The organism is Rahnella sp. PD4 (genome assembly GCF_049199325.1).
In the GTDB taxonomy this organism is placed as follows: Bacteria; Pseudomonadota; Gammaproteobacteria; order Enterobacterales; family Enterobacteriaceae; genus Rahnella; species Rahnella perminowiae.
Genome location: NZ_JBLZQF010000001.1, coordinates 446241 through 467030, shown reverse-complemented (window position 1 = coordinate 467030; position 20790 = coordinate 446241). Strand labels below are relative to the sequence as shown.

Genomic DNA, 20790 nt, shown 5'->3' with positions numbered 1-20790 from the left:
TGCGTCCAGGGAAGACATTGGCTTTTGGCACCACCGGGCGGTGAGCGGTACCAAAGCATTATGCTCACGATACTTCTAAATCTTACTACTTAAATCTGTTGAATAATTGGCTGGCAAAGAACAGACACAAAATCTCTGTGACTCTCTACGCTTTGCCCGCAGTTCTCAACCAGACGTCACGAAAACGGTGTAATGGCGATACATTAACACCTTGTGCGACAAAACCCCGACTCCACGACGGTGTTTTATCTAAAACATGACGGGCGGCAGATTCGGTGTTGAATTCTGCAAACACACAGGCACCGGTTCCGGTCAGTCGCGACGGCGCGTATTCTAACAGCCAAGAAAGTAGCTGTTCAACCTCGTAAAAACGTTTTCTCGCAATCGGTTCGCAATCATTTGCGTAAGGCGTGTCCAAAAGCACATTAACAGTGCGTTTTGGTGTATTTCTGGTCAGATCAGGATCACCAAAAATTACCGGCGTCGGAATACTGACACCCGGATGTGCAATCAGATACCATTTTTCTGCCGGTTCGACCGGCTGTAAGATCTCGCCGATGCCTTCAGCAAACGCAGCATGGCCCATCACAAAGACGGGCACATCCGCGCCCAGCGTCACCCCTATTTGAGCCAGTTGAGGATCGGAAAGACCGCAGTTCCAAATTGCATTCAGTGCCACCAGCACGGTGGCGGCATTGGAAGACCCCCCCCCCAGACCGCCCCCCATCGGAATACGTTTTTGCAATGTAATGTCTGCGCCCTGAGACGTGCCTGTGTGCTGTTGCAGAAGATGTGCGGCACGTGTCACCAGATTGTCTGCATCCGCCACGCCTTCAACAGGTGTGGCCAGCACGATATTGCCGTCGGCGCGGACGTTAAAACTCAGGCTGTCACCGTAATCTACAAACTGAAACAGGGTCTGCAGATTATGGTAGCCATCCGGACGCTGTCCGGTGATATAAAGAAACAAATTGAGTTTAGCCGGAGAAGGCCACCATTGCTGCGTCATATCAGTTTAGCGTCCAGTTATCCATTTTGAGCTTGATACGCTGTTCGCCCTGAGTCATTTCCAGACGTTGCGGGAGGGACGGTTTGGCATCTTCATCATAACTCTGATACACCACGGTACCCGGTTTTCCGTTCTGCGTGAACTTAACTTGTGACAGGCGGTACTGGCTGTCGAGTGTGAAATCGGTGCCGTCACCTGGCAAACCGAGCATCCACAAACGCAGATTAGCCAGCGGAATCGACATACCGGTCAGCTTCTGGATCATGTCATCCGGATTATCACTGGTGTAATGCTTGCCTTCATTGTTGGTCAGCTGCGCAATCCCGCTTTGCACTTTCAATTCCATTTCCGTACTGCCCAGCGGATTGGTCAGCAACAGACGATAGCTGTCCGGGGAATATTGTTGCCAGAAGAAGCGCGCATAAACTTTTTGCTTATCGGAAAGATAAGCGAAAGAGCCACGGGTCTGATAATGCTCAAGCTGTTTAACCTGAGCTTCATGCTCACGCCATTGCGCAGAGGTCGGGCTGGTTGCCGGGCCTTTGGGTGCATTTATGGAACAGGCGGCAAGAACTAAACTTGCAAGAGGAAGAAGGCGAACGAAATGTGCTTTACGCATTGGCATAACCGATTAAATCCTTTGTGCTTTGGCGAAATGAGTTACCAGGACAAATGTGGCGAGCGTCAGTTTAGCACAGCCCGCGCGGCGGGTGATCTCAACCCAGCGCAGATGATCAGCGATTGAAAGACTTTGGGACAATGCTGATGTGTAAAACGATTTAATTTAGATGACATCTTTCAAGGCATGACACGCGACACGCGGGTCAGCAAACCTTACAATCTTGCCTGCAACAGCCACCAAGAGTATTTTAAAACCCTTCAAATTGAATGGATATAACGAATGGATACGGTTGAGCAATTAAACGGAACTTATTTTTACGATGGAACATCAAATTTAAGTGCAGGCGAATTATTTTTTTGGATGATGCATTGCGATGAAAATTCTTGGGGGGCAATGCTGCGCTGAATGCAAATGAATAACAGGAATAACAGTATGGGCGATACATTCCAAAAATCATGCTGCAAGCCGCTATCTGTGCGTTTTTTCACCCAGGACAGACATAAACCCACATCATATTTAACCGAAGATGCTGTTCACCTTTTATTGATCTCGCGCATCTTGTAGAATGCGCAACAGACGTAAACCCATACTATTATAAAGTATAAGCCGAAAATCGCTCTCCCTATGACCCTGCTTGCATTAGGTATCAATCACAAAACCGCCCCGGTGTCTCTGCGTGAACGGGTAACATTCTCACCCGAGACCCTCGATCAGGCGCTCTCCAGTCTGCTCCAGCAACCGCTGGTGCAGGGCGGCGTCGTGTTGTCTACCTGCAACCGCACTGAGCTGTACCTGAGTGTTGAGCAGCAGGAAAACCTGCAGGAACAGCTGGTGAAGTGGTTATGCGATTACCACCATCTGAGTGAAGATGAAGTGCGCAAAAGCCTGTACTGGCATCATGATAATGAAGCGGTCAGCCACCTGATGCGTGTTGCCAGCGGGCTGGACTCTCTGGTACTGGGCGAGCCGCAAATTCTCGGGCAGGTCAAAAAAGCCTTCGCAGAATCACAAAACGGGCAGGCGGTTTCAGGTGAACTGGAGCGTTTGTTCCAGAAATCCTTCTCCGTGGCCAAGCGAGTGCGTACGGAAACCGATATCGGTGCCAGCGCCGTTTCTGTCGCGTTTGCTGCCTGTACGCTGGCACGCCAAATTTTCGAATCCCTTTCTGATGTGAGCGTGTTGCTGGTCGGTGCAGGTGAAACGATCGAACTGGTCGCGCGTCATCTGCATCAGCATAATGTGCGTCATATGATGATTGCCAACCGGACGCGTGAACGTGCGCAGGCGCTAGCGACCGAAGTGAATGCACAAGTGATCAGCCTGCAGGATATCGATTCCCGTCTGGCGGAAGCCGACATTATCATCAGTTCTACCGCCAGTCCGCTGCCCATTATCGGGAAAGGCATGGTGGAACGTGCGTTAAAAGCCCGCCGTAACCAACCCATGCTGATGGTGGATATTGCCGTTCCGCGCGATATTGAACCGGAAGTAGGTAAGCTGCCTAACGCCTATCTGTACAGTGTCGATGACCTGCACAGCATCATTCAAAACAATCTTGCACAACGTAAAGCCGCGGCTGTTCAGGCGGAAACCATCGTTGAGCAGGAGAGTTCCAATTTCATGGCCTGGCTGCGTTCGCAGGGAGCCGTTGAAATTATTCGTGATTATCGCTCGCGTGCTGATATCATTCGCGCCGACGCACAGGCCAAAGCTCTGGCCGCCATTGCGCAGGGCGCTGACGTCGAAGCGGTGATCCATGAATTAGCTCACCAATTGACAAACCGTCTTATTCACGCGCCAACCCGTTCATTGCAACAGGCAGCCAGCGACGGTGACGTGGAGCGTTTGCAAATTTTACGCGACAGCCTCGGGCTGGGTCAGCAATAGTTCTCCTTTTCTCACAGGGTTATACACCACGCATGAAGCCTTCTATTGTTGCCAAACTGGAAGCGTTACAAGAGCGCCACGAAGAAGTGCAGGCGATGCTTGGCGATGCCGGCGTTATCGCCGATCAAGATAAATTCCGCAGTCTTTCCCGCGAGTATTCTCAGTTAACCGCCGTCTCTGAATGTTTCCTTGCCTGGCGTCAGGCGCAGGACGATTTAGAAGCGGCTGAAATGATGCTCGATGATCCTGAGATGCGCGAAATGGCGCAGGAAGAAATCAAAGACTGCAAAACGACTATCGAAGAACTCGAACAAAAACTACAGCTTCTGTTATTACCCAAAGATCCCGATGATGAGCGCGGTTGCTTCCTGGAAATTCGCGCCGGAACCGGCGGTGATGAAGCGGCTATTTTTGCCGGTGATTTATTCCGTATGTACAGCCGTTACGCCGAAGCGCGCCGCTGGCGGGTGGAAATTGTGAGCGCCAGCGAAGGCGAGCACGGTGGCTATAAAGAAGTGATCGCCAAAATCAGTGGTGATGGCGTCTATGGTCAGTTCAAGTTTGAATCAGGCGGCCACCGCGTCCAGCGTGTGCCGGAAACGGAATCTCAGGGACGCATTCATACGTCGGCCTGTACCGTCGCAGTCATGCCAGAAATACCGGAAGCTGAACTGCCGGAAATCAACGCGGGTGATTTGCGTATTGATACTTTCCGCTCATCGGGCGCTGGCGGTCAGCATGTTAACACCACCGATTCCGCCATTCGTATTACGCATATACCAACCGGTATCGTGGTGGAATGTCAGGACGAACGTTCACAGCACAAAAACAAAGCCAAAGCGATGTCTGTGCTGGGCGCGCGTATCCGCGCGGCAGAAGTGGCAAAACGTCAGGCTGAAGAAGCCTCGACGCGCCGCAACCTGCTTGGCAGCGGTGACCGTTCAGATCGTAATCGTACCTATAACTTCCCCCAGGGGCGCGTCACTGATCACCGCATCAATCTGACCATTTACCGTCTGGATGAAGTGATGGAAGGCAAACTGGACAGTCTGATCCAGCCGATCGTGCAGGAATATCAGGCCGATCAGCTCGCCGCGTTATCTGAGCAGGACTGATGGATTTTCAGTCCTGGCTGCGTGAGGCTGCCCGCCGTCTTGCTGCGGGTGAAAGCCCGAAGCGGGATGCTGAAATTTTGCTCGGCTTTGTGACCGGCCGGGCAAGAACTTTTATTATGGCTTTTGGTGAAACACCGCTGACGGCCGACCAACTGCAACGCCTGGATACTTTGCTTGCGCGACGTGAGCAGGGTGAACCGGTGGCTTATCTGACCGGCGAGCGTGAATTTTGGTCGTTGCCTCTGTCAGTCTCTCCCGCGACATTGATTCCCCGTCCTGATACCGAATGCTTAGTCGAACAGGCACTGGCCCGTCTGCCTTCTGAACCCGTCAGTATACTGGATCTCGGCACAGGAACCGGCGCGGTTGCACTGGCGCTGGCCAGCGAACGCCCTGACTGCAAGGTGACCGGTGTCGATCTGCAACCGGATGCCGTCCGGCTCGCGCGACATAACGCGCAGAAGTTAAATATCCTGAATGCGTGTTTTTTGCACGGCAGCTGGTTTTCACCGGTAGCCGGTGAGCGTTTCGCGCTGATAGTCAGTAATCCGCCGTACATCGATGCCGCCGATCCGCATCTGGCGGCAGGGGATGTGCGTTTTGAGCCCGCCAGTGCGCTGGTGGCAGAAAATGCCGGTCTGGCTGATCTGGCGCATATTATTCAGGCTGCACCCGCGTATCTTCATCCGGGAGGCTGGTTACTGCTCGAACATGGCTGGCAGCAGGCGGCTGACGTCCAGGCGTTATTGCACGATGCCGGTTATCAGCAGATCGCGACGATTAAAGACTATGGTGATAACGATCGGGTCAGCCTCGGACAGTGGCACCCTTAACGCGGATTCTAAGAAAATCAATCCAAAAAAGTAAATTTAAAGGAAACGGGTCATGGCATATGTCTGGATCAAGTATCTGCATCTGTTCACTGTAACCCTGAGTATTGTATTGTTTGTTTTACGATTTTTTTGGAAATGGGCGGGTTCTGCTATGATGCAGAAACGCTGGGTGAAGATCGTTCCGCATATGGTGGATACTTTACTGTTATTAAGTGGTATTTCGCTTATCTTCATCACACACTTTTATCCGTTCAGCCCTCAGGGAACCTGGCTGACCGAAAAGATTTTTGGCGTTATTATCTATATCGCGCTGGGTTTTGTGGCTCTGAGCAAGCGACCTGTTAGCCAGAACACCCGCTGGCTGGCCTTTATTCTGGCGCTCGCTTGCTTGTATCTGATTCTTAAACTGGCGCTGACGAAAATACCGCTGCTAATGGGATAACTATGAGTACCCTTGCTGATTTTGAATTTAACACCGCCCGGCTCAGTACCGGCGTGATCAAAGTAACGGAAGCCGTGCGTTTCGATTTCAATGCGGACGACGTTCGCCACCAGTTGCAGGCACTGGTCGATGAAGCCCGCCGCGTCGTTCCCGAAGAGCTTGATCAGGATCAGCAGCTCGAAGTGTTGATTGAACTGTTTTACCGCACCTGGGGTTTTGGTGGCGCGGGGGGCGTTTATCGTCTGTCTGACGCTATCTGGATCGACAAAGTACTGTCCTCACGCCAGGGTACACCGGTTTCACTGGGTGTGATTTTTCTGCACATTGCCCATGAACTGAGTTTGCCGCTGATGCCGGTAATTTTCCCCACTCAGCTTATCTTGCGTGCCGACTGGCTTGACGAAGAAATGTGGCTGCTGAATCCGATCAACGGCGATACACTCAACGAGCATATGCTCAGTGTGTGGCTGAAAGGGAATCTGGGCGTGATGGCGGAAATAGAAGATGACGATCTGGAAGAAGCGGAAAACACGCTGATCGTTCGCAAAATGCTCGATACACTGAAAGCGGCGCTGATGGAAGAAAAACAGTTTGAACTGGCTCTGCGCGCCAGTGAAACGGTACTGCAGTTCGATCCGGAAGATCCGTATGAAATCCGCGATCGCGGGCTGATTTATGCCCAGCTGGAATGCGATCATGTGGCGATCTCTGATCTTAACTATTTTGTTGAGCAGTGCCCGGAAGACCCGATTTCAGAGGTGATTAAAGTGCAAATCCATTCGATTGAGCACAAGCAAGTCACGTTGCACTAATTTATACTTACCTTACCTTACATCACATCCGGAATGCCGTTCCAGAACAATCCGTTATGTAACTTCCGGATGAAAGATTTATCACTAAAAAGGCCAAAGCATGAAACATAAAGTGGTTAGCATTCAGGACATCAAAGTCGCCAATGATCTGCCGTTTGTATTGTTCGGCGGAATGAATGTACTCGAATCGCGCGATATGGCGATGCGTGTATGTGAGCATTACGTCACTGTGACGCAGAAACTCGGCATTCCTTACGTATTCAAGGCGTCTTTCGATAAAGCCAACCGCTCATCTATTCATTCCTACCGTGGCCCGGGTCTGGATGAAGGCATGAAAATTTTCCAGGAGCTGAAAAAAGCATTCGGCGTGAAAATCATCACCGACGTGCATGAATCCTGGCAAGCACAGCCTGTATCTGAAGTGGTTGATGTGATTCAGTTACCGGCCTTCCTGGCGCGTCAGACCGATCTGGTTGAAGCGATGGCGAAAACCGGTGCAGTAATTAATGTGAAAAAACCACAGTTCGTCAGTCCGGGACAGATGGGTAACATCGTCGATAAATTCAAAGAAGGCGGCAACGATCAGGTGATTTTGTGCGATCGCGGCAGCAACTTTGGTTATGACAACCTGGTTGTCGACATGTTGGGCATGAATGTGATGATCAATGCCACTGGCGGCCATCCGGTGATCTTCGACGTGACGCACGCACTGCAAACCCGTGATCCGTTCGGTGCGGCTTCGGGTGGTCGTCGTGCTCAGGTCGCTGAACTTGCGCGTGCCGGTATGGCGGTAGGCATCGCCGGTCTGTTCATTGAAGCTCATGAAGATCCGGCTCATGCAAAATGCGACGGTCCGTCAGCATTGCCGCTGGATAAACTGGAACCTTTCCTGGTCCAGATGAAAGCCATCGACGATCTGGTGAAAAGCTTCCCGGCGCTCGATACCAGTAAATAACTGACAATGTGCAGATAAAACAAAGGCGACCTCCGGTCGCCTTTGTCGTTTACCGCGCAGAGTTATAACGCATCCTGTAAGGAGCTGTGGAAACTTAGCTTGCCTTCAACCGGTTGCATTCTCGCGCGGGCGAGTGTTTTCAGCGGCTGGAAAGGGATCTCTGCGATTCTCAGTTCCGTGCCCAGCGGCAGGGTATTGATAAAATGGCGTAATGCACTGACGCCACCGGCATCGAGCACGGCCACACGATCCCACACCAGAACGATCACTTTCTTACCTTCACTGCGTACCTGCAATTCACTGAAGATACGTTCCGCCGCAGCAAAGAACAGCGGGCCATTGATCCGCAGAACCAGCGCATCTTCGGGAGTTTCGGACAGGACTTCGGTCAGGCGGGTGAGTTTGGCAATACGGCGCATAAACAGCAGCGACGCCATCACGATACCCGCAGTAATCGCGATCACCATGTCGAACAGCACCGTCAGGCTCATACAGGTCAGCATCACCAGAATGTCGTCTTTTGGCGCGCGGCGCAGTAAATCCACCACTTTATGCGCTTCGCTCATATTCCATGCCACCATCAGCAACAGCGCCGCCATCGCCGCCAGCGGCAGCCAGGAAAGCAGGGGTGCCAGAATGAGCAGCGCGAGGATCACCAGCAGCGAGTGAATAATGGCAGAAACCGGAGAGGTTGCACCCGCGCGAACGTTAGCCGCAGAACGTGCAATCGCCGCTGTGGCGGTGATGCCGCCAAAAAAGGGGCTGATCATATTGCCGATACCCTGACCGATCAGTTCATTATCCGAATGGTGTTTTTTGCCGGTCATGCCATCAAGCACGACGGCGCACAGCAGTGATTCAATCGCGCCCAGCATCGCCATTGAGAACGCTGCCGGTAACAGCGCCTGCACCAGCGTCCAGCTCAGACCCCCGCCGCCGTTTTGTGTCCACGGCAGGGTGAACTGCGGCAGAATTGACGGAATACCGTTGCCCTGCGAACCGTCAGGCAGCAGGAAATGAAAGCGTGAACCTATGGTGGCAATCGGGTGTCCTGCCTGCATGAAAATTGCCATCACCGCACAACCAGCCAGCAAAGCCGGAAGATGGCCGGGCACACGCAATCCCAGTTTTGGCCAGAAGATTAATATACCAAGAGTCACAATGCCTGTGGCGGCATCGCCAATATCCAGCGTGGGCAGCGCCATTACCAGCGCCGCCACTTTACTCAGATAATGTTCCGGCACTGTCGCCATCGTCAGACCAAAGAAATCTTTGAACTGCATGGTACCGATGGTGATCGCAATACCGGAGGTGAAGCCGAGGGTGACAGGCAGCGGGATGTATTCAATCAGCCTGCCAAAACGCGCCATCCCCATGAGAAGAAGCATGAAACCTGACATCAGCGTAGCCAGCAATAAACCGGACAAGCCGAACTGTTGCGACACAGGGTAAAGAATAACAACAAACGCCGCCGTCGGGCCCGAAACACTGAAGCGCGAGCCACCGAAAACAGCGATGACAATCCCTGCAATGGCCGATGTATACAGCCCGTATTGCGGCGGTACACCGCTGGCAATTGCCAGTGCCATTGCCAGCGGGATGGCGATGATCCCCACAGTGACGCCGGCAATGGCATCGTTGAGTAAACGTTGAAGCGTATATTTTTCACGAAAACAGGCGTCTATCAGTGCGCTGAAAGGCCTGATATGGCGTCTTCCTGAAGTATTCATAGGATGTAAATCACCTGACAGAAAAATGGATATGAACCCGGTACTCCTTCACCGGAAAAAGAGTAGCCTACGCCTTTCAGGTCCGCATCGCGCAGACATAAATCAAGCTTGGCATGAAAAAAACGCCACCAGACGTGCTCCGGGGGCGTTCTGCAGGATGATTGTACAGAAGTTATGTTCCCGGATGCCAGGTGCTGCGGCACTCATCACGGCGGAAATTCAATACACGGCTACGGTTGGAGATGAGTTTTACCGTGTAGCCCTGGAAATACAGGCAGAAGTTTTTCTTCCACGGACCGTCAGGAAGTTCCACCAGTAAGCGTCCCGCACCCAGCGAAGTCAGCTGACCACTGGCGCGTAACGTGCCGACACCGATAAGCAATTGATCGCCTTCAATATCAAAGGCGGCTTTCGATTGAGGATGATACCAGCGTCCCTGTACCATTTTCAGGCAATCGTTGGGTTCCACGGGAGTGAAATAACGTGGTGCATGGCCGATCTCACCCTGAATGGCGGTGCCGTTCCAGCGCAGACGCATCGGCATATGCGCGGAAAGCGTGATGGCTTCGTCGACATCCGCGCCCTGATACAAATTATCCGCTGAACCGAGATAACTGGCAGTGCCGTTGCTCACTTTCAACCAGTAAGGCTCAGCCGCGCTGGAATATAAGCCATCCGGCAAAGCATGACTGCGTGCCGGAAGCGGCGTCGCTAACAGTGACGACATGACGTCCAGCGCGTGGGTAAAGGCCGTGGTGTCTTCGCGGTTAGAGACCAGCGCAATGCCTGCGTCAAGCTCAGGATGGAGCAGGAAATAGGTTTTATAACCGGCATGGGAACCCCCGTGGCCGTAAACCCTATGTTCACCGATTTGTGTCGAGGTGATGCCCAGTCCGTAAGCGGAAGGAATATTGCCATGCAAATAGCGTGGTTCTGTCAGTGTTTTCAGTACGCCCGCACCGGGTCCGCTTTGTGAAAGCAGGCTTTGCAGCCACACTGAAAGCGAACGCAGGCTGCCGGTGAGGCTGCCGGATGCGGACAAATGTAAACCCGCGACAGCTGTTTTCCAGCCTGTTGTGTCCTGCCAGTAACCGGGGACCAGATCCGGGACGATATCGAACCAGGTTTCCGGGGCATGAAAGGCGATCCCCAGCGGCTGCGCGATATGCTTTTGCAGCAGATCCTCAAACAAAATGCCTTGTTGTTTGAGGATCTCTTCTACCAGCCGGTAACCGGTATTGCTGTAGGAAATTTCAGTACCTGCCTTGAAGTTCAGCGCGCCGTCCTGCGCCAGAAATTCCATAATGGCAGCGGCTTCGCTGACGTTGTAAACCGAAATGCCCAGCAGAGAGAGGGTTTCCCGCACGTCCGGCAAACCGCCTGTCATGTCCAGCGCCTGCCCGACAGTGACCCGAGACATCGGCGCTTTCAGTTGCGGTAAATATTGGCCGAGGGTATCACTCGCCGACAGACCGGCATGGCTTTTCAGCAAAGCCAGGGTGGAAAAAATATGTTTCGTGACTGAGGCATAGCGGACAACAGAATCGATACTAAAAGGTATTGAGGTGCTGAGATTTGCCAGTCCGCCGGTCGCGAAACCACGGAGAGCTTTACTGTCGAAAAGGGTGATTGCACCCCCCGGTTCACCGGGTTTATCCCAGTTCCGGGTGATACGCTTTGCTGTTTCTTCAGCCGCCTGCCACTGTAATGCAGACTGTGCGGTGGATGTCATTAATGTCTCCTGACTATCTTTCAGTGAAAAAGTGGGCCGCCCGTGAAATCCATAAACCTTCCGTGCAGGAAGGTTTATTCGGGTTCCTCTAAACTGAGACTTAACGATCGCAACTCAGCGGTATGCGGATGGCTGACGTTGCCCATCCGTAAATCGTCCGCGCTCAGAAGTTCGACCATTTCACCACCAATCATCACGCCAATGCTGGTGCAAAGATGCGTTACGACAGCCAGATTGTGACTGACCAGAATATAAGTCAGTTTGCGGCGCTCACGCAGGTCGCTTAGCAGATTGAGGATCTCAGCCTGCACTGAAACATCCAGCGCCGAGGTCGGTTCATCGAGCAGTAAAATTTCCGGTTCTGAAATCATCGCCCGCGCGATAGCGACCCGCTGGCGTTGGCCGCCGGAAAGCTGATGCGGGAAGCGAAAACGCACCGCCTGTGGCAGGCCGACTTCAGCCAGCGCATCAGTTATGCGTTTTTCGATATTCAGAAACCCGTGCACGATCAACGGTTCGCTGAGGATGCGGTCAATGGTCTGGCGCGGGTGCAGCGAGCCGTACGGATCCTGAAATACCATCTGTACGCGGCGGAAAAAGCGTTTCTGACGCACCGGCACCTGGTCTTCGCCGCCAATGGTCATCCCACCGGACCATGCCTGATTTAACCCGGCCAGCGCGCGCAAAATTGTGGATTTGCCCGAACCGCTTTCTCCTACGATGCCGAAACATTCGCCGGGTGCGACACTGAAACTCACGCCTTTCACCACCTCGGTATCGCCGAACGCGATGCGCAGGTTATTGAGGATAATTTTGCTGTTATCTAAAGGGGGGGATTCTACTGTCATGAGGTTTTCCATGCTTCGTCACGTACCAGCACCGGCAGTCTGTCCCGCGGATGTTTGAGCGATGGCAGGCATTCCAGCAGTCCGCGCGTGTAAGGATGTTGTGCTTTGAGCAAATCACCCGCCTGTAACGTTTCGACAATACGCCCGGCGTACATGACGGCCACGCGGTCGCAGAATTTCGACACCAGAGGTAAATCATGGCTGATCAGAATCAGCCCCATACCACGACCGGACACCAGGTCATCCAGCAGACGCAAAATCTCAGCCTGCACGGTGGCATCCAGTGCGCTGGTCGGTTCATCGGCAATCATCAGCTCCGGATCCGGTGCCAGCATCATGGCAATCATCACGCGCTGGCCCATGCCGCCGGAGACTTCATGTGCATAACGGCCCGCGACTTTGTGCGGATCACGGATACGCACCTGATCGAGCAGTTCTATGGCGGCATTCATCGCCTGTTTTTTCGAGCCTCCTTTATGTGTTTGCCAGGCTTCTGCCACCTGTTTACCAATCGGCATCACCGGATTCAATGAATACTTCGGATCCTGCAAAATGAAACCCACGCGCTTGCCGCGGATCTGACGCATTTGCTTTTCGCTGGCATTGCGCAGATCGATGCCGTCGAAAGACAGCGTTTCGGCGCGGCACTTTGCAGCGGAAGGCAGAAGGTTCATCAGGCAACGTGCTGTCAGGGATTTACCGGAGCCACTTTCGCCCACGATCCCAAACTTCTCCTTGCCCAATGACAGCGATACGCCGCGAACGGCGTCGAAACTGCCGCTGTTGGTCTGAAATGTAATATGCAAGTCTTTAATATCAACCAGCATCATTGCTCCTTAGGATCGAGAACGTCACGCAGCCCGTCGCCGAGGAAGTTAAACGCCAGAGAGGTCACAAAAATGGCTATGGCCGGAATTAACGGTACCCACCATTCACTGAACAGGAACCGGCGGGCAGTGGCTATCATCGCGCCCCATTCCGGTGATGGCGGCTGAGCGCCCATGCCTAAAAAGCCCAGACTGGCGGCAGTGATAATGATCGAACTCATGTCGAGTGTGATACGCACTACCAGGCTCGGCACACACAGCGGCATAATATGGTGCAGCACGATGCGGGCTGGTGTCGCACCGGTCAGACGGCAGGCGGCAATGTAATCCGTGCCGCGCACCTGCATGGTTTCCGCGCGCGCAAGGCGGGCATACGGTGGCCAGGCCGTGAGGGCGATAGCCAGAATGGCGCTTTCGATACCGGGTTTCAGCGCAGCTACAAAGGCCAGTGCCAGAATCAGGCGCGGGAAGGCCAGAAAGATGTCGGTGATGCGCATCAGGATGCGATCGAGTAAACCGCCGGCATAACCCGCCACGCAACCGATCAGCAAGCCTAACGGGGCGACGATCGCGACTACCACGATCACCATACCGAGCGTAATCCGGCCACCATAAAGAATGCGGCTCAGGGTGTCGCGGCCCAGTTCATCGGTGCCCAGCCAGTGCAGGGAAGAGGGTTTCGCCAGACGGTGCGCCAGGTCTTGTACACCTGGGTCATAACTGGTCAGCCAGGGGGCGCAGAGGGAAACCAGCAAGACAAGCAGCACGGTGAACAGGCCGGTGACTGCCAGAGGATTTTTACGCAGGCCAAGCCAGATACGGTAACGGCGGCCCCAGACGGCTTGCGTACGGGTGTGCGGCGTATCCGCCAGCAGCCAGGCGCGGCTGCCCGCGCGGGGTTGAGGTGTGACAGGAAGAGTGCTCATTTTACGCGGGGATCCAATAGTCGGTAGAGAAGGTCAGCCAGCAGGTTGAGCAGCACATAAATCGCGCCAATCAGCAACGTTGAGCCGATCACCGGATTCATATCCGCGTTCATCAGCGACACGGTGAGATATTGTCCAAGACCCGGCCAGGAGAAGACGTTTTCTGTGACCACGGCACCTTCCAGCAAACCTGCGTACGTCAGGGCCAGCACGGTGATCAGTTGTACGCCGACGGTGGGGAATGCATGTTTCCAGATAACCCGTCGCGCCGGGAGGCCTTTGGCGCGGGCGGTGATCACGTATTCGCCGCCCAACGCGTTGAGCATAAAAGTGCGGGTCATGCGGGTAATGTAGGCCATGCTGAAATACGCGAGGATCAGAACCGGCTGCACCATATGAGCGAGCGCGTCCCAAAATGCGCCCATATCACCCGCCAGCAGGGAATCAACCGTCAGTAAACCGGTCACCTGTGGGATCATATCCTGATAGATGATGTCCTGGCGCCCCGGTCCCGGCGCGATACCCAGCGCGGAGTAGAAAATCAGCAGGCTGAGCAGGGCCAGCACGAAAACCGGCAGCGAGTGACCGGCCAGACAGACCACGCGGATAGTCTGATCAATCCAGCTTCCCTGACGGGTAGCGGCCCAGACACCCAGCGGAATACCGACAATGGCGGCGATAATGATCGCCGCTGTGGCCAGCTCCAGTGTGGCGGGGAAAAAACGGGCGATGTCCGTAGTGACCAGATTGGAGGTCAGGGCGGATCGCCCTAAATCACCGTGGAATACCTGACTGAGATAATGGAAAAATTGCAACCAGAGGGGCTGATCCAGCCCCATTTCATGACGAACCCGTTCGACGACTGCCTGCGGGGCGTTATCGCCAACCGCAGCCAGAACCGGGTCCGTCGGCATGACGCGACCAATGAAAAAAGTCACTACCGACAGACCAAACAAAGTAAGACAAACGCTGATGCAGGTACTCAGAAATCCTTTGAGTCTCTTGCTCACGCTTTAACAACCTTCTCGTAGGGGCTGGTGCTCATTACAGTTAATACCACGCCGGAAATCACGTTGCGGCAGGCGGCGGTCATGGTCGGTTGCAGCATGATGGCAAACGGGCTGTTTTCCATATGTCTGGTCTGCAATTTTTCATACAGTTTGATGCGGGTGGCCGGATCCGATTCTTTCAGCGCTTTGGTGCTGAGATCTGAAATTTCTTTATCCTGCCAGTTGCAGCGCCATGCCAGTGTGCGACTCTTGGCTTTGTCGGTATTATCGGGATTACTGCAGAAGGCTTCGGCGTTAGAGTTAGGGTCAAAGTAGTCCGCGCCCCATTGGGTCATCGCCAGTTGTTGCTGACGCGCACGCATTTTGGTCAGAACCTGGCGACTTTCCGCTGCCAGCAGCGTGACTTTAATCCCGACTTCCGCGAGGTTTGACTGCAATGCCTGCACAATGTCAGAAGAGGGTGAGGCGGAGTAGTGATCTAATGTAATTTCAAAACCGTTAGGGAAACCGGCTTCGGCCAGCAACGCTTTGGCTTTAGCCACATCACGTTTGTACATGATGGTATTCACTGCCGCCGGGAAACCTTCCGGCAGGAAGCTCTGATGGATTTTATGCGTCAGCGGCACGATATGCTGCTGGATATTCTCGTAATCGATGGCCCATTTGATCGCCTGCCAGACCTGCGGTTTAGCCAGATTCGGATGTGCGGTATTGGCAGACAGCATAAAGGTACCGGCGATACCTTTTTGTACCAGCGTGAAGTTTTTGTCGTTGATCAGCGGACGTAACTGCTCGGTGGTCAGGTTCCGGGCGATATCCACATCGCCTTTTTGCAGCATCAGCAACTGTGCGGAAGGGTCAATGATATGACGCATAATGATGCGCTGGATCTTGCCCGCGTGCGGGTTGTTTTTGTTGCTTTCCAGAATCACAGATTCGCTGACTTTCCAGTCGCGCAGTTTGAACGCACCTGAACCGGCACTGTTTTTCTTCAGCCATCCGTTACCCAGATCATCTCCGGTCTGATTCGCCAGACAGGCAGATTTTTGCACGATGCTGCCGACGTTGGCGGTCAGGCAATAGAGCAGGAAAGATTCAGATGCCGGTTCAGCGGTTTTAATCACCAGCGTTTCGGCGTCAGGGGCGGTGATCAGGCTTTCGACGTTATCTTTAGTGTAACCAAACTGGTTAATAATATAGGCCGGGCTCTTATCAAGTTTTACCACGCGTTGCAGGGAGAAAGCGGCGTCTTCTGCCGTGACCGGTTTGCCATCGGCCCATTTGGCTTTCGGATCCAGCTTGAAGGTAAAGGTTTTTTTATCGTCAGAAGCGGCCCATGAAACAGCCAGATCACCTTCGATTTCATCAGGGGACGCCAGTTTAGGTTTCACCAGTTGCTGATACATATTGCCGGTAATTTCACTGCCCACGGATTCGAAGCTTTCATGCGGATCAAGGCTGGTAACGATGTCGAGCTGGATGGCCATGACCAGTATTGATGCCGGAGTGGCAGCAAACACGGCATCAAACTTCAGGTAGGACAGCACAGGTATTGCGGAAAAACCGGTAACAAATTGACGCCTGGTAACCATAACTACTCCCATGAGATTGATATATAAAAGTAAAATTAAAAATTACAGTGCCATACCCTTGACTTAATTCCGGGCAACGGGCTTAAATGAAAAACACGTCGTCGACATCTCATATCGAAAACGCATTTGAAGCGTACTGTCTTTGTTCAACGCTGGTGCAGCATGACGGTCTTACTGCACCCCGCACGAACAAATCTCCGTTGTCTTAGTCATGCTTAATCAAAGGTAGAGCTTTTTATGAATAACGTAGCGCACGGAACTGAAGAATTAATGCCGGTTTTTGATGGACATAACGATGTGTTGCTGCAGCTTTGGACAGCACATCGCCAAGATCCTGAGCGTGCATTCCTTCAGGGACCCGCCAGCGGGCAACTGGACCTGCCGCGCTGTCGTGAAGCAGGCTTTGCTGGCGGGCTTTTCGCCGCCTGGGTGCCGACTCCTGATGTTGATCTAGCAAATAGCGTGCCGGATCGTTCAGTGGATACGCGTTTTCTGCCGGAAGGTACTCAAAAACATCCTGATTTTTCCCCGACACCTTCTTTCGATTTTGCACGTGATGTCACATTTGGCATGATGGCATTCCTGCTGAGAATCGAAGCGCAGTCGCAGGGGAAGGTGAAAATTTGCCGCACTGCGCAGGAGATCAGACAGTCAATGGATAATCATGCATTAGCAGTGGTTATGCATATTGAGGGCGCTGAGGCGATTGATGAGGAGTTGTATAATCTCGATGTGCTTTACAGCATGGGGTTGCGTTCTCTGGGGCCGGTATGGAGCCGGCCTAACATTTTCGGTGAGGGTGTCCCGTTTAAATATCAAACCTCACCGGATACCGGGCCGGGGCTGACGGAGGCGGGGGTGCGTCTGGTGAAAGCCTGTAACCAGAAACGCATCATGATTGATCTCTCTCATCTCAACGAAAAAGGGTTCTGGCAGGTGGCTGAGTTAAGTGATGCGCCGCTGGTGGCGAGCCATTCCAATGCATTCAGCATCTGCCCGCAGTCACGTAACCTGACCGATCAACAACTGGGAGCAATCAGAGAAAGCCAGGGGTTCGTCGGGCTGAACTTTGCGGTGCCATTCCTGCGCGAAGATGGCAAGCGCAGCGATGATACCGGCACCGATATCATGGTGCGTCACGTGGATTACCTGCTTGAACACCTGGGTGAGGACGGGGTCGGATTGGGATCGGACTTTGACGGAGCTTCAATGGCGCCGTTTTTAAAAGATGTGCGCGGGTTACCGGTGCTGGTTGAAGCGTTGCGCAAAGCGGGCTACGGCAAGGAACTGCTGGAAAAAATCTGCTACAAAAACTGGGTGAACGTGCTGGAGCGTACCTGGGGAAGCTAATCTGACCAGAAAGGTTCTCGCGGTAAAAAAAGAAAAGGCAGCCACCGGGGCTGCCTTTTTGCTGCTGTTATTCAGACTTATTTGAAGAAGTCTGCGCTCACAGTCAGGTTGCCGCCGCTTTTGTTCTGCCACTGGCGGGTAATGTGGTAGAACTTGGCGCCTTTGGCCGCTGCACGGTTCGCGACTTCTTGCGAAACATCCGTGGTGCTGTTGAAGTGGCCGGTGAAAGTGGTGGAATCAAACGGAACCATCTGAGCAGCGGTCACGTCATTCACTTCCTGAATCTTAGCACCGTTAGTAGCAGTCACCGTGTAGCGCTGACCGGTTGAGGATTGTGTTTCAAAGAAACGGCCGACATCACGGCTTGGGCTACCAGAGGAAGCCACGCCGGGGATCTCAACCCTGGCTGCTGCTGCACCGCCCGCTGCCAGTGCTGCTTTACCGGCTTCAGAATCAGCAGGGATAGCATCCGGAGACTGGACAACACGCTTTTGCGCATCTTTCTTGTAAATAAATGCAGTGATGTACTGATTGCCGCCGCTGTTGGCATCAATCTGGCGAACGATGAAGAAGGAATATGCCCCTTTTTCTTTCGCTGCTTTCGTAATGGCATCGTTGACGTCTGGCTGGCTGCGGTAGAAACCGTTAACTGTGACGGTATCGAAAGGTTCGAGGCCGTAAGCAACGTCTTTAGGCAATTCAACCACCCCGTTGATAACACGATAGTGCGGATCTTTGCTGATTTCTGGCGCATCTTTTTTATAGATGTCTGCAACTACGCGCCAGTTGCCGCTATTGTTAGTGCTGTTGGTATCCTGAATATAAAAATAATCTGCACCCAGCGTATCGGCACGGCGGGAAACGGCGTCAGCGGCGTCGCCCAGCGTGTTGAACCGCCCGGTAATAACAATGCGATCAAAAGGCTTGATGGCTGCTGCTTTCTGCGGGCTAATTTCCTGCGCGGCATGTGCAGCAGACAGCGCAGAAACAGAAAACAGGGCCGATGCGATGATCGTTTTTGTCAGCTTCATAAAAATCCTTTCACCTTGCGCAGTAATGTTGAAACGTGCTGAATTTTTGATGTGTAACAGGTTAGCGGCCGATTATTGCATGTAACAATGCCGAGTGTCTCAGCAATTTATGGCAATAATGCGAGCACGTACGACATATCACATTACTTTTTTCACTACACATAACGTATATAAGTTTGTTGAATAATCCAGGTAGTGAAATAAATGTTAATTATTCACTATTTTCTAACTTCTATGCCCACCATGAGCGGGTTAAGGAAGGGGGAGCTGAGTGATTGATCCGGCGTTATGCGCGTTATAAGGTGGATTAAAGGCTTGGTTCTCAAGGTTTGCAGCAGGTTTGCGGACTATATCAATTTTTTTATTATTAATTACCTGTCTATCACTGTGATACGTAGATTATTGATTAGATATTCAGTAGGTTATAAGCAGCCTGAAAAAATAAAATTCGGTGACGGCTATTAACCGACAGGCTTGTACGTGATTTGTTATGTCGATGACAAAATCATCAATGAAAAGGGTGAAGGGAATAAATTATGCGTATTGGTGTACCAAGAGAGCGGTTGACCAATGAAGCCAGGGTCGCAGCCACACCGAAAACGGTGGAACAGTTGCTGAAGCTTGGCTTTACGGTCGCTATCGAACAGGGGGCCGGTAAGTTAGCCAGCTTTGAAGACTCTGCGTATGAACAAGCGGGAGCGACGGTCGTCAGTGGCGATGATGTATGGCAATCCGATATCGTGTTGAAGGTGAATGCGCCTGAAAACGATGAAATCGATAAATTACAGGCAGGCACCACGTTAGTCAGCTTTATCTGGCCTGCGCAAAACCCTGAGCTGATCCAAAAACTGGCCGACCGCCAGGTGACCGCAATGGCTATGGATTCCGTGCCACGAATTTCCCGTGCGCAATCCCTCGATGCCCTGAGTTCCATGGCTAACATCGCCGGTTATCGTGCGATCGTTGAAGCGGCGCACGAATTTGGCCGTTTCTTTACCGGGCAAATCACCGCTGCGGGTAAAGTACCTCCGGCAAAAGTGATGATTATCGGCGCCGGTGTGGCCGGTCTGGCTGCTATTGGTGCGGCAGGTAGCCTCGGTGCTATCGTCCGTGCGTTTGATACCCGTCCTGAAGTGAAAGAGCAAGTCCAGAGTATGGGAGCTGAATTCCTCGAGCTGGATTTCGAGGAAGAAGCGGGCAGCGGTGACGGTTATGCCAAAGTGATGTCCGAAGCGTTCATTAAAGCGGAAATGGCGCTGTTTGCAGCGCAGGCCGAAGAAGTGGACATTATCGTTACGACGGCGCTGATCCCTGGCCGTCCGGCACCGAAGCTCATTACCCAGGAGATGGTCGCATCCATGAAGCCGGGCAGTGTGATCGTCGATCTGGCTGCTCAGACCGGGGGTAACTGTGAACTGACCGTCGCCGACAAAATTACCACCACTGAAAACGGCGTGAAGATTATCGGCTATACCGACTTGCCAAGTCGTCTGCCTACGCAATCTTCCCAGCTTTACGGCACCAACCTGGTTAACCTGTTGAAGCTGCTGTGCAAAGAAAAGAACGGTGAAATTGAGATTGATTTCGAGGATACCGTTGTGCGCGGCGTAACCGTGGTCAGATCCGGTGAAGTCACCTGGCCTGCACCGCCGATTCAGGTATCTGCTCAGCCTCAGGCTGCGAAAGCCGCAGAACCGGTTGCCAAAGTTGAAGCCAAACCGGCGTCGCCGTGGACCAAATTCATCATTATGGCGGTAGCGATTGTATTGTTTGGCTGGCTGGCGAATGTGGCTCCGAAAGAGTTCCTTTCCCACTTTACCGTGTTCGCGTTGTCATGCGTGGTCGGTTATTACGTGGTGTGGAATGTCAGTCATGCGCTGCATACTCCGCTGATGTCGGTCACTAACGCCATCTCAGGGATTATCGTGGTCGGTGCCGTGCTGCAAATTGGCCACGGCGGTTGGGTGAGTTTCCTGTCCTTCGTCGCGGTTCTGATTGCCAGTATCAATATTTTCGGCGGATTCACCGTCACTCAGCGCATGCTGAAGATGTTTCGTAAGAACTAAGGG

18 protein-coding genes and 1 pseudogene are annotated in these 20790 nt (G+C 52.9%); 9 read left to right on the top strand and 10 right to left on the bottom strand.

The window, feature by feature from the left end:
* Positions 1-145: 145 nt before the first annotated feature.
* Together ispE and lolB are read right to left on the bottom strand one after the other, a co-directional pair.
* Positions 146-1009: a 4-(cytidine 5'-diphospho)-2-C-methyl-D-erythritol kinase gene (gene ispE, locus ACOZIO_RS02020; protein WP_421594873.1), complete on the bottom strand. Its 864-nt coding sequence runs from the start codon at positions 1007-1009 to the stop codon at positions 146-148.
* A 1-nt stretch (position 1010) separates the two neighbouring features.
* A complete protein-coding gene (lolB, locus tag ACOZIO_RS02015; RefSeq protein WP_129951343.1) occupies positions 1011-1634 on the bottom strand; it encodes a lipoprotein insertase outer membrane protein LolB in 624 nt (207 codons plus the stop codon).
* Positions 1635-1910: 276 nt separating this feature from the next.
* Between lolB and ACOZIO_RS02010 the strand changes: the two are divergent.
* From ACOZIO_RS02010 to kdsA, 7 genes and pseudogenes are all read left to right on the top strand, one after another.
* Positions 1911-1997 (top strand): annotated as a pseudogene (locus tag ACOZIO_RS02010) (STM2901 family protein); the annotation flags it as partial.
* 258 nt (positions 1998-2255) lie between these two features.
* On the top strand, positions 2256-3518 hold the full coding sequence (gene hemA / locus ACOZIO_RS02005) for a glutamyl-tRNA reductase (protein ID WP_129951342.1): 1263 nt from the start codon (positions 2256-2258) through the stop codon (positions 3516-3518).
* Between the two features lie 32 nt (positions 3519-3550).
* Complete coding sequence (gene prfA / locus ACOZIO_RS02000; RefSeq protein ID WP_129951341.1) at positions 3551-4633, top strand: peptide chain release factor 1; 1083 nt, start codon at positions 3551-3553, stop codon at positions 4631-4633.
* Complete coding sequence (gene prmC, locus ACOZIO_RS01995; RefSeq protein WP_129951340.1) at positions 4633-5466, top strand: peptide chain release factor N(5)-glutamine methyltransferase; 834 nt, start codon at positions 4633-4635, stop codon at positions 5464-5466. The genes prfA and prmC overlap by 1 nt, the downstream gene beginning before the upstream one ends.
* Positions 5467-5518: 52 nt before the next feature.
* Positions 5519-5908 (top strand): SirB2 family protein, encoded by a 390-nt coding sequence (locus ACOZIO_RS01990; RefSeq protein ID WP_129951339.1) that lies wholly within the window; start codon positions 5519-5521, stop codon positions 5906-5908.
* 2 nt (positions 5909-5910) lie between these two features.
* Entirely contained in the window at positions 5911-6720 is an 810-nt protein-coding gene (sirB1, locus tag ACOZIO_RS01985) for an invasion regulator SirB1 (RefSeq protein ID WP_129951338.1), read from the top strand.
* A 100-nt stretch (positions 6721-6820) separates the two neighbouring features.
* The gene (gene kdsA / locus ACOZIO_RS01980) at positions 6821-7675 is read left to right on the top strand and encodes a 3-deoxy-8-phosphooctulonate synthase (protein WP_015689950.1); all 855 of its coding nucleotides are present in this window, start codon (positions 6821-6823) and stop codon (positions 7673-7675) included.
* Between the two features lie 62 nt (positions 7676-7737).
* Here kdsA and dauA read toward each other — a convergent pair whose 3' ends face one another.
* The 7 genes from dauA to ACOZIO_RS01945 all read right to left on the bottom strand — a co-directional run bounded on the left by dauA (position 7738) and on the right by ACOZIO_RS01945 (position 16340).
* The gene (gene dauA, locus ACOZIO_RS01975; RefSeq protein ID WP_421594872.1) at positions 7738-9405 is read right to left on the bottom strand and encodes a C4-dicarboxylic acid transporter DauA; all 1668 of its coding nucleotides are present in this window, start codon (positions 9403-9405) and stop codon (positions 7738-7740) included.
* A 172-nt stretch (positions 9406-9577) separates the two neighbouring features.
* The gene (locus tag ACOZIO_RS01970) at positions 9578-11137 is read right to left on the bottom strand and encodes a serine hydrolase domain-containing protein (RefSeq protein ID WP_129951336.1); all 1560 of its coding nucleotides are present in this window, start codon (positions 11135-11137) and stop codon (positions 9578-9580) included.
* Positions 11138-11211: 74 nt separating this feature from the next.
* Positions 11212-11985, bottom strand: coding sequence for an ABC transporter ATP-binding protein (locus tag ACOZIO_RS01965; protein WP_129951335.1), 774 nt, complete (start codon positions 11983-11985; stop codon positions 11212-11214).
* Complete coding sequence (locus ACOZIO_RS01960) at positions 11982-12812, bottom strand: ABC transporter ATP-binding protein (protein WP_217157285.1); 831 nt, start codon at positions 12810-12812, stop codon at positions 11982-11984. Before ACOZIO_RS01960 ends, ACOZIO_RS01965 begins: the two co-directional genes overlap by 4 nt.
* Positions 12812-13738, bottom strand: a complete 927-nt coding sequence (locus ACOZIO_RS01955) for an ABC transporter permease (protein WP_129951334.1) — start codon at positions 13736-13738, stop codon at positions 12812-12814. The genes ACOZIO_RS01960 and ACOZIO_RS01955 overlap by 1 nt, the downstream gene beginning before the upstream one ends.
* Entirely contained in the window at positions 13735-14748 is a 1014-nt protein-coding gene (locus ACOZIO_RS01950; protein WP_129951333.1) for an ABC transporter permease, read from the bottom strand. Before ACOZIO_RS01950 ends, ACOZIO_RS01955 begins: the two co-directional genes overlap by 4 nt.
* Entirely contained in the window at positions 14745-16340 is a 1596-nt protein-coding gene (locus ACOZIO_RS01945) for an ABC transporter substrate-binding protein (protein ID WP_421594871.1), read from the bottom strand. The genes ACOZIO_RS01950 and ACOZIO_RS01945 overlap by 4 nt, the downstream gene beginning before the upstream one ends.
* A 237-nt stretch (positions 16341-16577) precedes the next feature.
* On the opposite strand from ACOZIO_RS01945, the gene ACOZIO_RS01940 reads away from it, so the two are divergent.
* The gene (locus ACOZIO_RS01940; protein ID WP_129951331.1) at positions 16578-17690 is read left to right on the top strand and encodes a dipeptidase; all 1113 of its coding nucleotides are present in this window, start codon (positions 16578-16580) and stop codon (positions 17688-17690) included.
* Positions 17691-17767: 77 nt separating this feature from the next.
* On the opposite strand, the gene ydgH is transcribed toward ACOZIO_RS01940, so the two are convergent.
* Positions 17768-18721 (bottom strand): DUF1471 family protein YdgH, encoded by a 954-nt coding sequence (gene ydgH / locus ACOZIO_RS01935; protein ID WP_129951330.1) that lies wholly within the window; start codon positions 18719-18721, stop codon positions 17768-17770.
* A gap of 536 nt (positions 18722-19257) precedes the next feature.
* Here ydgH and pntA point away from each other — a divergent pair.
* Entirely contained in the window at positions 19258-20787 is a 1530-nt protein-coding gene (pntA, locus tag ACOZIO_RS01930; protein ID WP_129951329.1) for a Re/Si-specific NAD(P)(+) transhydrogenase subunit alpha, read from the top strand.
* Positions 20788-20790: the final 3 nt, after the last annotated feature.